Source organism: Neptunomonas sp. (assembly GCF_016744175.1).
Classification (GTDB): Bacteria; Pseudomonadota; Gammaproteobacteria; order Pseudomonadales; family Balneatricaceae; genus Neptunomonas.
In genome coordinates this window covers 22,625-37,172 of record NZ_JADGEV010000021.1, presented here as the reverse complement: position 1 = coordinate 37,172, position 14,548 = coordinate 22,625, and the positions used below count along the sequence as shown (strand labels likewise).

Here is a 14,548-nt window from a genome sequence, read left to right as displayed (position 1 = left end):
AGCGTAAACAGTTGAAGCGAAGCGGTGGATAAGTTTTGATTTGGGTATTGAATAGAAACTATAGAGAGGGTTATTAGCTAAAAATTCAACGACATCTCGATAACCAGAAAATACCGAGTGTCGTTGAAAATTAGTTGTTGCTATTATTTCTTAACTTTAGCAGCAGCCTCTTTCATGATGCCGTAAGTTACTTTCATGTCATTAACCCACTCGGATCCATGACGATAATCAACTATTGCACCGATGTTCTGGTAAGCAGCCAGCACTTTTGGGTCTTTCATTGCTTTGGCGGTCGCAGCATTTAACTTATCAACCACTTCCTGAGGAACGCCTTTTGGTGCGAACACACCAGACCAGCCTTCGAAGCTACCTTTTACACCATAATCCGCAAATGTCGGCACGCCTGGAAATGCATCCATTTTCTGGTTCATAACCAGTGCTCGTGCACGATCAGCCTTTACATGAGGACCAAATGCAGGAGGGAATGACACAGCAGAATCAATGTGACCACCGACAACTGAGACCATAGAGTCTGCAGCGCCTTTCGCATGAACATACTTAACTTTATATCCCATCTGCTCTGCAATGATATTGGCTTGGATTGTTCCTGATGACGTTGCACCCCAAGAACCTTGAGTCACTCTTGTGCTCTTTGCGCCCGCAACAAATTCATCAAATGTTTTGTAAGGGCTGTCTTTTGCAACGACCACGGCTAGAGGCACGGAAGTCATTTTCACAATGGGAGTAAAACTATCGAAGTTGTACGGTGTTTTACTGAAGTTAGGGGTTATTAACATGTTACTTAGGCCCGCGTTAATCAACGTATAGCCATCTTTTTTAGCACGAGCAACGAATGATGTACCAACAATACCGCCACCGCCCGTTTTATTAATAACAACCACAGGAACACCTAACTCTTTTTCTACAGCGTCAGCCCAAATACGTGTCGTCAAATCAGAGTCACCACCCGCGCCCCAAGGAACGATAACATTGATCGGCTTATCGGGGTATTCCGCTAAAGCTGCACCAGAAGCTAATGTTACAGCTAACGCTGCGGTAAGAGTTGCCAATACTTTTTTAGAACTTTTCATACATACTTCCTTCGATTTATTTATATTTATATTTAACGGTTTTCATATGGATTTTCGGCCTTAAGCAAAGGCCAGGAACACATAAGTTACTGCCCAGCTAAGGAGGTTTGGTTTTCATGCTCAGGCGGTTTTATCCTCTACCTGAGCAGAAGTGTTTGAAGTTTTTCGTCTTACTCGCATACTGGAGAAAACAAAGAATACTGACAGTGCGATAAACACCCATGAGAACGGTGAGGCAAAGAACAGATAATAGTCAGTACCAACGATCGACATTGCCTGATCTAAATTCTGCTCTAGGAACGGCGTCAGAATAAAACCAATAATAAATACCGCCGGGTTTAATCCAACCAGCCTCATGCCGTAGCCCATAACGGTAAAAGCAATGAGCACTAGAATGTCATCCATGTTCTGCCCAGCAGTGAAGGCACCAGTGAAAGCGAACACAGTCACACATGGGAAAATATAATAACGACGCAACGACGCCATTTTCACGAAAAATTTGAACCCAGACCGGGCGATCACCAAAAGGAATAGGTCGGTAATCAAGAAACCAGCGAAAATCGCGTAGATAGTCTCAGTGTGTTCGAAAAAGATCATAGGACCAGGTGTCAAGCCATGAATCAAAAAAGCACCCATCAGCAGTGCTGCTACATCATCACCAGGTATACTCAATGTCAGCATTGGAATCATACTAGAGCCACACACTGCGTTATTTGCAGACTCTGCAGCAGCAATACCTTCGACTGAACCCTTACCGTATTCTTCAGGTTTTTTAGCAGTACGTTTTGCTTCACCATAGGCAATGAAAGCTGCTGTACTAGAACCCAAACCTGGGAGTGCACCAACAAAGGTACCAATACCACTGGATTTTAAAATGGTGCTAAACACACTTCGAAATTCTTTAAAACTAATGCGATTATCAGCAGGATTAGGGGAATGCGTAATCGTCATCTCATGATGTGGAACCAAACGCCGTTTAATAACATTAAACACTTCTGGCATAACCAAGATACCTATCAGCATTGGCGTAAAGGTAAAACCACCCATCAGTTCGGTATAACCAAAAGTGAAGCGTGCGGCCCCCGTAATGGTAGACATACCGACCATAGCAAACAGCATACCCAAACAACACGATAGTAAACCACGCGGGAGAGACTCTCCTGCCATAGAGCCGATAACTGTAAAAGCAAACAGCAGCAGGAATACTTTCTCTATAGGACCTGCCTGCAACGAGATCAAAGAGATCGGAGCCGCCACTAAAATCAGTACTAATGTTGCCAACATCTCACCTGTGACCGAGGCAAATAATGACATATCAAGTGCCTTGCCTGCCTTACCTGCTTTCGTCAGTGCATGACCATCTTGAGCGGTAAGAAATGAGGCGGCAGCTCCAGGTGTATTGATCAAAATAGCTGAGATCGACCCACCATAAATACCTGCTTTATATACAGCCAATAACATGGTGATACCGATTATTGGATCTACATAAAAGGTCATCGGCAAAATGATAGCAATCGCCATGATGGCGGAGATGCCAGGAATAGCACCAAAAATAATACCGATGATTACGCCTGCAATAATGCCCAAAATAGGACCTATTGCCAGAATTGAAGAGAAACCACTAATAATATTATCGAACATCTGACTTTCTCCCCTTAAAAAGCCCAAGTTGGCAAGTAAACTCGCAGAAACTCTTTGGAGCCATAATCAATCAGTACAGGGGTAATAACAGACATAGCAATGATAGGAACCCAGTTTCGACCTCCAAGAAGTATGGCAACAGCGATCATAATAAAGGGGGTTGCTACCAGAAAGCCTACGTAAGGTACAGCAAGCCAATACACAATAAAGATCCCTATATAGATAAGGATTCCGGAGAAACCGTCGGTGCTGATCAGCTCTAAACCTTCAATCTTGGTGCCTTTTGAAAGTTTAAGTAGAGACTGGATAGCGATAGTTGCGGAAAAGAGGATGATCAACCCCGCTACGACACGAGGTAAAAACATAGATCCTAAATCACTTTCAGCTCCACCTTCTACTAGGTTGTCGTTGGTTAAGATGATCAAAGAAACAATAATCAAAAATGTCGATAATACGACGTCTATCTTTCTTCTATCCATTTTACTACCCGAATGTTTCTTGTTTTTATAAGTTTCAGCAATGACTGTGACGAAGAACTAAGAGTTGCTGTAACAACTCAACTTCCAATATCACAGGACAATGATTCATTCAGTGTAAACAAACTTAATATAGATACAATTCTAAAAAATATTTGATTATATAAGTTTTTCTTATGTTATTTATCACGTCTCGACTCTTTCACGCGACAGTATTTTAATAAAAATGCCATCTAATTGAGTGCTTATGTATGAGTATGTTTTTTAACAAATACTTGGGGGATCTCTGAATTATGAAAGAGAAAAGCTCATTTCTTTAGAAATCGAAGGCAACACACTTTATTGAAAATGAAAAATAAGAAGCGGTTATCTCAAATAACTATGCACTCTTTCATCAGCTACCTTCGTTTGATTTATCACCGAGTTAACAAACGCAATTGGCTTACTCCTTTGATAAATACTGAGTTTCAGTAGCGATTAAGAACACACTCAGCCCAATCATAAATTCTCATTAATATAAAAATAACTGATGAAATGTTAAATATTTACGATTTGTTATTATGTTTTTTAGTGTAAATAATAACTTCTTAAAAGCTGCTATCTGGGTTGTTTTAGTTAGTAGGCCGAATATAACAATAAAAGAAGATCTCAATGTACGTATCGTTTATAAACGGTATTGATTATAGAAATCAGTATCTAGTACCTCGCATTTACAGCCCTTCTCTTATGTATTTTGACAACCATGTTTGAGTTAATTGTTCTCATAATCGAGTTCCCGAGAGCCCGAGAGCCATTGGCTTAATGATTAAAACGACTAACTTATGACATCAAAAAATACAAGCAAAAAAATAGTTTGTAGTACTGCAAGCCAACACAAGTAAAACCAATAATAAGTGAGTAGGACATGATCCAACGCCAACATTCAAATCAACGTATGAGCCAACTAGTAAGCTTTGCAGATCTAGTTTGGACTGCCGGCCAAGTAGCAAAAAATCCATCCGAAGATATGGCCGGGCAGACCCACCAAGTTTTGGCACAAATAGACGCTCTACTCAAAGACGCGGGTAGCGATAAGAGCCGCCTGATCAGCGCTAATATCTGGGTTTCTGATATTAGCCAATTCGATCAGATGAATGCGGTGTGGGATGCATGGGTGGATAGCAAAAACACACCCGTCAGGGCCTGTGTGGAATCTCGTTTAGCACGTCCGGAACTGTTAGTAGAGATTCAGGTAATCGCAGCCAAAGCTTAAAATTGTGAGGCGTGGTGGCTCCATCACGAAGTAAGTTATGCAAAATATACATATTGGAATATTGGGGGCAGGGATCGTCGGTCTGTCAACCGCACTTTGCTTGCAAAAAGCAGGTTATAAGGTGACATTGATCGATAAAGAATCTCCCGGAATGGGCGCATCTTTCGGTAACGCGGGTTTATTTGCAGATTATGCCCGCTTGCCGTTTGCTAAGTTTGCAATGATGAAAAAAATGCCTGGAATGCTCCTAGATAAAACTAGCCCACTGTCTATGCAAGGGAGCTATTTACCCTCATTGATGCCTTACGGCTGGGAGTTTTTCAAAGCCTGTTTCCCTACAAAGTACGTGCAAGGAAAGAAAGCACTTACATCTTTGCAAGAATGTGCACAACTCACTAATCAAGAATTACTGGATCTCACCGATGCTCAGGACTTGATTAAATCTGAAGGCTGTTTAGGTCTCTTTGCAACAGAAGAAGGATTTTCTACCGCACAAAATGGCGATCTGCAAGAACGCAGAGAGCAAGGTGTAAATCTAGAGTTTTTGAATGCAAATCAAGTGCATGACATGGAACCTGATTTAGCTAACTTTCATGCTGGCGGTGTATTTTATCCCGATACTCGATTCACGATAAGCCCCGTTGAATTGAGCCGGCGCTATGCCCTTTACTTCAGTATCAACGGTGGAAAGATATTACAAGATGAAGTGCAAGCAGTATTACCTAATGATAATGAAGTAACAATAATGCTAAGTAATAGCAGCGTTAAATATGATCAAGTCGTAATCTGTGCAGGTTTTTCATCCAAAGAGATTCTGACAAAACTTGGAGTGAAAATCCCACTCGTCAGCGAACGCGGTTACCATCTAACACTAGATATTGGTGCAAAATCTCTTAGTCGCCCAGTAGGCTGGCTAGATAAAGCGGTCTTCCTGACGCCGATGGAAGACGGTATACGCTTAGCAGGAACAGCAGAGTTTGCATTTGCCGATGCCCCCCTAAATCCGCAACGTGCTGATGAAATGCTGAAGCATGCCAAAGTGATGTTAGGCAGTGCCCCTGAAATCAAGTCGACTTGGGTTGGTAGTCGTCCATCAACACCCGATTCTCTACCGATTATAGGGGCGCTAGAGCAGCACCCTCGGATAAAAGTAGGGTTTGGTCATGGCCACTTAGGGCTAACATTCGCTGCAATTACCGGCAAGCTGATTACACAAAGCATACAGGGCCATGTACCAATAGTAGATCTTAAACCATTCTCCGCTGCACGCTTTAACTGACAGGATATTTAAAATATGATCATCAAAGGTGGTATCAATGTATGCGGACTCACTATAGGCGTTATTTCCCTAGAGTCTTACTTCCCTAAACCAGCTGGACATATTAAGCACCCCGCCAGCTTTGACTTTCCTATTATTTACAAGACAGTCAAAGGCGCTACTATTGACCGCCTTATCCGCGAACGAGATCCGGAGCTGCTAAAGCCATTTATAGAAGCCGCTCAGGAACTAGAACGTGAAGGCGTAAAAGCAATCACCGGTAGTTGCGGCTTTCTAGCACTGCACCAGAAAGAGATTGCCGATGCGGTAAATGTGCCCGTGTTTATGTCTAGCCTCATTCAAGTTCCATTGGTCTCATGCTTATTAAAACGAGATCAGAAAGTAGGCGTAGTGGTTGCTAACAGTGATGCGCTGACCGCAGACCACCTAAAAGGTGTCGGCATTACTGCAGAGCCTGTTGTAGTTGCAGGTATGCAACACCAAAAACAGTTTGCAGAAGTCATCCTTCATGGCGATACAGATGACCTAGATATGGATCTTTTCGAGGAGGAATTAAACTCTGTGGTTCAGGGCATGTTGAACGAAAATCCAGAAGTGGGCGCTATCGTTCTTGAGTGTACTGATCTTTCGCACTTTGCACCGAAGCTGCAGAAAAATTTCGGCCTGCCAATCTTTGATTTAAGCAGCCTAACGCGCATGGTGGCAGCGGCTGTGGATCGTCAAATCGCCTAACTCAGACTGATGTCTCGCTGCATTGATTGAAAGCACTATTAATGACGACTAGAGCACTGCTCAATAGTCGTCTTATTATTTTTTAACTAAGATCTTTAATGAATCACGTCAGTACCATACGGAAATTTCGTATTCCAGTTCTTATCTCATCACAATAATGTATAGCTAAAACCAACACATGCAACGATCTAACTTTGTACAAGGTGGCCTACTCTGGACCACTTCGGCCTATATTATTTGGGGGCTATCGCCACTCTTCTATCAGTACTTTAATGGGGTAGAAGCGATGGAAATCTTTGCCCTACGTGTTCTATGCTCTGTACCTTTAATGGCGGCATTACTCTGGATAACCGTCACGCCCATACGTGTATTCAAACTATTGATGGACCCCAAAACATTTTCCTCACTGTTTATCTCTACAATTTGTATATCCACTAGCTGGTACCTCAACACCTGGGGGACCACCAACGGCCAAGTACTGATGGTAAGTTTGGCATACTTTCTTACGCCGCTTATCAGTATCCTGATTGGGGTGCTCTATCTACGAGAGCGACTTACACCATTACAATTCATCGCTCTGCTACTTTGCGCAACAGGTTTTCTTTACGCTTGCATAAGCCTAGATAGCTTCCCATGGTTGACCATCGGTATTACTCTTGCATTTGGTTGCTATGGCGTCATTAAGAAGCAAGTACGCATCGATACCCTTAACGGGCTCGCAGCTGAAGCACTACTCATGGTTCCTTTTGCATTATTTTACCTCATCGGTATGTCAGGGCAGACTCATTGGGAAGCCAATGAAGATAGTGTTCGTCTTTTGTTAATGCTAACGGCGCCGATGACTATTTTACCATTAGGCCTATTTGCCTTTGGTGTGGCACGCACAAAAAACATCTCTACGATCGCGGTCTTACAGTATATCGAACCAACACTTTACTTCTTACTTGCCGTATTTTTATTCGGTGAAGCAATAGATACAGGGCGCCTAGCAACCTTCTCATTGGTCTGGGTGGGTTTTACCGTTTTCTCAATCGATGCGATACGTCGTGCTAAGTTAGCAAAATTTGCTGGAAATATAGGACTGGAGAAACAAAAAAAGCCGCTATATTAGCGGCCTTTTTATCAACATCGTCATACTCATAAAAACAATTAAGCGACAACGAGCAACCCAGCACTAGACCTCAAGGTAATCAAGAATTCCTTCAGCAGCTTGACGGCCTTCATAAATAGCCGTAACAACAAGGTCTGACCCTCGTACCATATCGCCACCAGCAAAAACTTTTGTATTGCTAGTCTGAAACGCATGGCGTCCTTTAGATGGTTTCTCGTCCGCTTTTACACGGCCATCTTCATGTAGTTCAATACCAAAGTCAGCAAACCATGGTGCAGGGCTTGGACGGAATCCAAAAGCAACGAGCACGGCATCAGCATCCAAGACTTCTTCTGAGCCTAGAACAACCTCAGCACGCTGACGACCATTCTCATCAGGTTCACCCATCTGAGTAGTGACAACTTTAATACCGACTACCTTGCCATTTTCGCCCACGACTTCTACAGGTTGGCGATTGAAGAAGAACTCAACACCCTCTTCTTTGGCATTTTCAACTTCACGCTTAGATCCCGGCATGTTTGCTTCATCACGACGGTATGCACAAATAACACGTGTAGCCTCCTGACGAATAGAGGTACGGTTACAGTCCATAGCCGTATCACCACCACCAAGAATAACAACCTTTTTACCTTTCATACTAATGTAATCAGCGGGGTCTTTCTCAAAGCCCAAACAATGATTTACATTAGAAATAAGGAACGGCAGCGCATCATACACACCCTCAAGGTCTTCACCAGGAAAACCACCTTTCATATAGGTATACGTACCCATACCAAGGAACACTGCATCGTATTCATCGATCAAAGATTGCATAGCAACATCTTTGCCAATGTCAGTATTGAGGCGGAATTCGACGCCCATCTCTTCAAAGACACGACGACGGTTTGCCATAACTTCTTTTTCCAGTTTGAATTCTGGAATACCAAAAGTAAGCAAGCCACCAATTTCTGGGTAGCGATCAAAAACAACAGGCGTTACGCCATTTCGTACCAAGATATCTGCAGCACCCAAACCAGCAGGGCCTGCCCCGATAATAGCAACTCGTTTACCTGTTTTTGGTACGTTGCTCATATCAGGCTTCCAGCCCATAGCAAATGCAGTGTCAGTAATGTACTTCTCTACAGAACCAATTGTTACAGCACCAAAACCATCATTTAACGTACATGCACCTTCACAAAGCCGGTCTTGTGGACATACACGGCCACATACTTCAGGTAACGTGTTTGTTTGATGGCTTAATTCAGCCGCTTTAATAATGTTGCCTTCCGACACCAACTGTAACCAATCCGGTATATGGTTATGCACTGGGCACTTCCATGAACAATACGGATTACCACAGTCCAGACAACGATGCGATTGGTCTGCAGCTTCTGTTTCAACAAATGGCTCGTAAATTTCAGCATATTGCTTTTTACGAACAGAGGCCTTGATTTTCTTCGGCCCTTCACGGGATACGTCGATGAACTGGAAATCGTTGTTAAGACGTTCAGTCATAGTCCCACCTCATTATGGCGCCTGTAAACAGGCGCAGATTAAACTTTATCGCTACGAAACCTGTTATTCAGGGCGTCTACGAACACTATTCAGTAAATCAGTAATACCCGCGGCTTTCGGCTTAACCAACCAGAAGCGACCGATATAATCATCAAAATTCTCAATAATTTCTTGGCCCCAAGCACTACCTGTCTCTCGAGCAAATTCAATAATCACTGAACGCAAATGGTTTTTATGGATTTCCATATGCTCAGTATGAACTCGGTGAATCTCAACCAATTCATGATTGTACTTATCCACAAAGGTATTACTCATATCCAGTACATAGGCAAATCCACCGGTCATGCCTGCACCGAAGTTATAACCCGTTGCTCCAAGTACAGTCACCAGACCACCGGTCATATACTCACAGCAATGATCACCGGCTCCTTCAACAACAGCATGACAACCCGAGTTACGCACTGCAAAGCGCTCACCGGCACGACCAGCAGCAAATAACTTCCCACCCGTTGAACCGTACAAACAGGTATTACCCATAATAGCGGTTTCATTCGACTTGAAATTAGCAGCAGCAAACGGCTTAATTACAATTTTACCGCCCGCCATGCCTTTACCGACGTAGTCGTTGGCATCACCTTCTAGAATAAGATCCTGGCCACCGGCGTTCCACACACCAAATGACTGGCCTGCGTGGCCTTTAAAGCTGAATGTGAGCTGCTGACCACACATGCCCAGATTACCATGCTGTTTAGCAATGGCACCTGAAGTACGCGCACCAACAGAGCGATCACAGTTAGTAATTGCCAACTGCCATTCGCCACCGGTTTTCTGCTCAATACTCTGTAATGACAACTCAAGCATCTGAGTGTTGAGATCACCGCTATCGTATGGCTCATTACGCGTTTGCTGACAAATCTGAGGATATTCAGCAGGCACGCCACCGTCACTAATAATTGGGCTTAAATCCAAATTCTGTTGTTTGGGTGTATAACCGTCGATCAATTCTAGCAAATCAACACGTCCTACCAACTCATCCATGGTACGAATGCCCATTTGAGCCATCCATTGACGCGTTTCTTCTGCAACAAATCTAAAGAAGTTCTTCACCATTTCAACTGTTCCACGGAAGAAATCTTCACGCAGTCTCTCATTCTGAGTAGCAACACCGGTTGCACAGTTGTTTAAATGGCAGATACGCAAGTATTTACAACCTAGAGCGACCATTGGCATTGTGCCAAATCCAAAGCTCTCAGCACCTAACATGGCCGCCTTAATTACATCCAAGCCAGTTTTTAAGCCACCATCTGTTTGCAAACGAATTTTGCCACGCAGGTGGTTACCCCTAAGCGACTGATGTGCATCAGAAAGGCCTAGTTCCCATGGGGAGCCAGCATGGTGAATCGAAGTGATCGGTGATGCTGCTGTTCCACCATCATAACCTGAGATAGTAATCAAATCAGCGTACGCCTTAGCCACACCACAGGCGATAGTGCCAACACCTGGCCGTGAAACTAGTTTTACCGAGACCAATGCTTCAGGATTAATCTGCTTCAAATCGAAAATCAGCTGTGCTAAATCTTCAATTGAGTAAATATCATGGTGTGGTGGCGGTGAAATCAGCGTGACACCGGGTACAGAAAAGCGTAAACGAGCTATCAGATCATTGACCTTCCCGCCAGGAAGCTGACCACCCTCACCAGGTTTAGCCCCCTGAGCAACCTTGATCTGTAAAACATCTGCACTCATCAAATACTCAGGAGTAACTCCAAAGCGACCTGATGCTATCTGCTTAATTTTTGAGCGCTTCATGGTGCCGTGACGAGCAGGGTCTTCACCACCTTCACCCGAGTTAGAACGGCCACCCAGCTCATTCATAGCAACTGCTAATGCTTCATGAGCTTCTGGTGATAAAGCACCCAGAGACATTGCGGCTGAGTCAAAGCGCTTGAGAATTTCTTCAACCGGTTCAACCTGATCCAGTGAAATTGACTTCACATCTTTTTTCAAAGCCAGCATGTCACGCAGTGTGGCGACACCACGATTATTCACTAGATCAGCATATATTTGATATTTAGCCGGATCACCACTTTCAACCGCTTCATGGATAGTTCGGACAACATCCGGGTTATACGCATGATATTCACCATCATGCATATACTTTAGTAGGCCACCTTGCTGAATAGGTTTACGAGCTGTCCAAGCCTGTTTCGCCAGTAATGACTGCTCGTATTCGAAATCTTCAAAACGCGCGCCTTCAATACGGCTACTCACGCCTTTAAAGCACTGACTGACAACTTCAGAGCTTAAACCTATGGCTTCAAACAGCTGAGCTCCTCGATAAGAAGCGATGGTAGAAATACCCATCTTCGAGAGGATCTTCATCAAGCCTTTGTTGATACCTTTACGGTAATTTTCATGGCTATCTAGTGGGTCTAACAGCATTTCACCAGATGCACACAAGTCATTCAATACGCGATAAACAAGGAATGGATAAACGGCTGTAGCACCAAAACCAAACAGAACCGAGAAGTGATGTGGGTCTCTTACTGTTCCGGTTTCAACTACGATATTTGCATCGCAACGTAATCCAGTATCGACTAAACGATGATGCACGGCACCTGTAGCCATTGCCGCATGAATGGGTAGCTTACCTTCTTCTATCTTCGCATCCGATAGAATGATAATAACTTTACCATCACGAACCGCCTTTTCAGCTTCGTCAGTAACCTTTGCTATTGCATCTTTCAGGTTGGTTTCTGAAGAATCATAATTCAAGTTAATCGTTACAACACCAAAGCCAGGCACTTCATTATCACGCAGACGGCGGAACTTAGATGCCGATAATACTGGTGTTGTTAAAATAACACGTCGTGCATGCTCTGCTGTTTCTTCAAAAATATTCTGCTCAGCACCGATACACGTTTCCAACGACATAACGATCGATTCACGTAAAGGATCAATAGGTGGATTGGTTACCTGAGCAAACTGCTGACGAAAATAGTCATAGGGAGACCGGACACGGCTAGACAAAACCGCCATTGGTTTATCATCACCCATAGAGCCGACTGCTTCCATGCCAGACTCACCTAGTGGGCGAATAACATGGTCTCGCTCCTCGAAAGTCACTTGGAACATTTTCATGTGCCTTTTAACTTCTTCTGGAGGCATCTCACGAAAAGATCGTGACTCTTCACTCAGGTTCATCGTCTGCTCAAGGCGCAAGGCATTTTCTCTGAGCCATTTTTTGTACGGTTGCGCTTTTTTCAGGCGATTATCAATATCGGCCGTGTGTAATACTTCCCCACTGGCTGTATCAATTGCAAAAATTTGACCTGGGCCTACTTGGCCCTGCGCCACAATATCTTCTGGTTGGTAATCAAAAACACCAATCTCAGACGCCGTACAAACATAACCCTGCTTTGTTATAACCCAACGTGATGGGCGTAGACCATTACGGTCAAGCATACACACAGCAAAACGACCATCAGTCATTACCATGCCTGCGGGGCCATCCCATGGCTCCATATGCATCGAGTTGTATTCATAGAAGGCACGCAGTTCCGTGTCCATGGTGTCAACATTCTGCCAGGCTGGTGGAATAATCATGCGAACAGCACGGTAAATGTCAATTCCACCGACCATTAGAAACTCCAGCATGTTATCCATACTGGAAGAGTCAGAGCCGCTTGTATTTACAATCGGCTGTAGTTCTTTGAGGTTAGGTAACAGGTCTGTAGCAAACTTACGCGAACGGGCACGAGACCAGTTACGGTTACCTTCGATCGTATTAATTTCACCGTTATGCGCCAGAAAACGAAATGGCTGAGCTAAAGGCCAGCGTGGAGCCGTGTTCGTTGAAAAACGTTGATGGTAAGTACACACCGCTGTTTCAAGACGCTCATCAGCAAGGTCTTTATAAAACACAGGGAGATCGACAGGTAAAGTCAGCCCTTTATACGAAAGAACTTTATCTGAAAGGCTACAGATATAAAAATCCTTATCCGCGTTTAAAGCAATTTCTGCTTTGCGGCGGGCAACAAACAAACTGATACCAAAATCACGCTCAGACTTATCGGCTGCTTCGATAAAGACTTGCTCAATTTGCGGCAAAGTATCTTTAGCAATCGGCCCAAGACAGCTTTCATCTGTCGGTACTACACGCCAGCCTTTAACTACTAGCCCTTGAGCCTCGAGTTCTCGGTTTAACGTGGTACGCGATTCATCAGCTAATTCTGCTTCACGCGATAAAAAAACCATACCAACAGCATATTGCTCTGCTAGCTCTACACTAAGATCGCTTTTAGCTACTTCACGTAAAAAACTATCTGGCTTCTGCATTAACAATCCGCAGCCATCGCCTGTTTTACCATCCGCAGCAATACCGCCTCGATGGGTCATACAGGCGAGTGCGCCAATCGCTTTTAGCAAAAGGTCATGACTGGCCGTACCTTCCAGGTGCGCCATCAGACCAAAACCACAGTTATCCTTAAATTCACCGGGGCGATATAGACCTGTGCTCATAAGTCATACTCACTTAAAAAGTTCTTAAAAAATACAAAGGCTTAACATAATACCTTTTCGACTGGTCTTTTATTTGGCAGGCAAAAAGGGAGGATATTTTACACATTGAGCCCGCTGGGGACAAATTTTAAGCAAACATTCATTCGTTTAAGCATAAAAAAAACGGCAAAAAGCCGTTTTTTAAAAACAATTTACTGAATTATCTAAAGAAAAAAATTATTTTTTCTTGATGTCTTGCTGCACCCCTTTAATACTTCTCGCCCAAGGCTTTAGCTTTTTAAGCTCTTTCGGTAAAGAGCTCACTGCACGATTTGCGGCAGTACGGTTGGCGTACTGCCCATATACAACAACATGCCAAGGTGCTTTTTTGAACACTGTTGTAAAGTAATATAGTCGATCACGACTATCTAAAGACTCCATAAATTGCACAACGCTAGATTTAGATCGTGCGCCAAGAACTTGCAATGTATAACCCGTAGAAGGCCAAGATAATAACTGCTCTTCCTTAAGCCACTTACTGGTACCACCTTTTAAAGCAGCTGCTTTCTTATCTGTTTTTGTCACAGAAGCAGCAACTTTAGAGGTCGCACCCACTTTTTCAGGAGTTGTCACTTTAGTTTTTGGGACAGTTTTCGTAACTTCGATAGGTTTTTCCACACGAGTAAGAGCGGGTTTAGGAATCTTCACTGCCGGCTTCTGAGCTAATGTTTTTAATGTTTTTGAAACTTCTGTTGTTAATTTCTCAACCGACAATGACTCATTTTTACTAATACTTAACTGCGGTAACCCTTTTTCAGCTTTAACCACATGTATAGGTCTAGATATAGGTGTAGGTGTAGGTGTAGGTGTAGGTGTAGGTAATGATGCCACTTGAGTATTTAGCGTGCTGCTTTCTACAGCGGAAGCTCTATCACGTAAAACAGACTCTTGTTTTAACAACCTTTCTTGTTC

At 43.6% G+C, this 14,548-nt stretch carries 10 protein-coding genes; 4 read left to right on the top strand and 6 right to left on the bottom strand.

Going from position 1 to position 14,548, the window contains the following annotated elements; translation table 11 throughout:
- Positions 1-143: 143 nt before the first annotated feature.
- From QZZ55_RS11235 to QZZ55_RS11225, 3 genes are all read right to left on the bottom strand, one after another.
- The gene (locus QZZ55_RS11235; protein ID WP_293267421.1) at positions 144-1,091 is read right to left on the bottom strand and encodes a tripartite tricarboxylate transporter substrate binding protein; all 948 of its coding nucleotides are present in this window, start codon (positions 1,089-1,091) and stop codon (positions 144-146) included.
- A 120-nt stretch (positions 1,092-1,211) separates the two neighbouring features.
- A complete protein-coding gene (locus tag QZZ55_RS11230; protein WP_293267420.1) occupies positions 1,212-2,732 on the bottom strand; it encodes a tripartite tricarboxylate transporter permease in 1,521 nt (506 codons plus the stop codon).
- 14 nt (positions 2,733-2,746) lie between these two features.
- Entirely contained in the window at positions 2,747-3,211 is a 465-nt protein-coding gene (locus tag QZZ55_RS11225; RefSeq protein ID WP_293267419.1) for a tripartite tricarboxylate transporter TctB family protein, read from the bottom strand.
- Positions 3,212-4,112: 901 nt separating this feature from the next.
- Here QZZ55_RS11225 and QZZ55_RS11220 point away from each other — a divergent pair.
- From QZZ55_RS11220 to rarD, 4 genes are all read left to right on the top strand, one after another.
- Positions 4,113-4,460 (top strand): RidA family protein, encoded by a 348-nt coding sequence (locus tag QZZ55_RS11220; RefSeq protein WP_293267418.1) that lies wholly within the window; start codon positions 4,113-4,115, stop codon positions 4,458-4,460.
- 37 nt (positions 4,461-4,497) lie between these two features.
- The gene (locus QZZ55_RS11215) at positions 4,498-5,739 is read left to right on the top strand and encodes an FAD-dependent oxidoreductase (RefSeq protein ID WP_293267417.1); all 1,242 of its coding nucleotides are present in this window, start codon (positions 4,498-4,500) and stop codon (positions 5,737-5,739) included.
- Between the two features lie 15 nt (positions 5,740-5,754).
- On the top strand, positions 5,755-6,471 hold the full coding sequence (locus tag QZZ55_RS11210) for an aspartate/glutamate racemase family protein (RefSeq protein WP_293267416.1): 717 nt from the start codon (positions 5,755-5,757) through the stop codon (positions 6,469-6,471).
- Positions 6,472-6,649: 178 nt separating this feature from the next.
- Entirely contained in the window at positions 6,650-7,582 is a 933-nt protein-coding gene (rarD, locus tag QZZ55_RS11205) for an EamA family transporter RarD (RefSeq protein WP_293267415.1), read from the top strand.
- Positions 7,583-7,645: 63 nt separating this feature from the next.
- On the opposite strand, the gene QZZ55_RS11200 is transcribed toward rarD, so the two are convergent.
- The 3 genes from QZZ55_RS11200 to QZZ55_RS11190 form a co-directional block, all read right to left on the bottom strand.
- Positions 7,646-9,076 carry an FAD-dependent oxidoreductase gene (locus QZZ55_RS11200; RefSeq protein ID WP_293267414.1) on the bottom strand — a complete coding sequence of 477 codons (1,431 nt, stop codon included), beginning with the start codon at positions 9,074-9,076 and terminating at the stop codon, positions 7,646-7,648.
- A 63-nt stretch (positions 9,077-9,139) separates the two neighbouring features.
- The gene (gltB, locus tag QZZ55_RS11195) at positions 9,140-13,597 is read right to left on the bottom strand and encodes a glutamate synthase large subunit (RefSeq protein ID WP_293267413.1); all 4,458 of its coding nucleotides are present in this window, start codon (positions 13,595-13,597) and stop codon (positions 9,140-9,142) included.
- A gap of 216 nt (positions 13,598-13,813) precedes the next feature.
- Positions 13,814-14,548, bottom strand: a 735-nt coding sequence (locus tag QZZ55_RS11190) for an SPOR domain-containing protein (RefSeq protein WP_293267412.1), incomplete at its 5' end; no start/stop codon positions are given.

What these genes read in the sequence shown, in the direction of transcription:
- QZZ55_RS11210 (WP_293267416.1), top strand. Translation starts at nt 5,755, where the DNA reads ATGATCATCAAAGGTGGTATCAATGTATGCGGACTCACTATAGGCGTT.
- QZZ55_RS11225 (WP_293267419.1), bottom strand. Translation starts at nt 3,211, where the DNA reads ATGGATAGAAGAAAGATAGACGTCGTATTATCGACATTTTTGATTATT.
- gltB (WP_293267413.1), bottom strand. Translation starts at nt 13,597, where the DNA reads ATGAGCACAGGTCTATATCGCCCCGGTGAATTTAAGGATAACTGTGGT.
- QZZ55_RS11215 (WP_293267417.1), top strand. Translation starts at nt 4,498, where the DNA reads ATGCAAAATATACATATTGGAATATTGGGGGCAGGGATCGTCGGTCTG.
- QZZ55_RS11200 (WP_293267414.1), bottom strand. Translation starts at nt 9,076, where the DNA reads ATGACTGAACGTCTTAACAACGATTTCCAGTTCATCGACGTATCCCGT.
- rarD (WP_293267415.1), top strand. Translation starts at nt 6,650, where the DNA reads ATGCAACGATCTAACTTTGTACAAGGTGGCCTACTCTGGACCACTTCG.
- QZZ55_RS11220 (WP_293267418.1), top strand. Translation starts at nt 4,113, where the DNA reads ATGATCCAACGCCAACATTCAAATCAACGTATGAGCCAACTAGTAAGC.
- QZZ55_RS11235 (WP_293267421.1), bottom strand. Translation starts at nt 1,091, where the DNA reads ATGAAAAGTTCTAAAAAAGTATTGGCAACTCTTACCGCAGCGTTAGCT.
- QZZ55_RS11230 (WP_293267420.1), bottom strand. Translation starts at nt 2,732, where the DNA reads ATGTTCGATAATATTATTAGTGGTTTCTCTTCAATTCTGGCAATAGGT.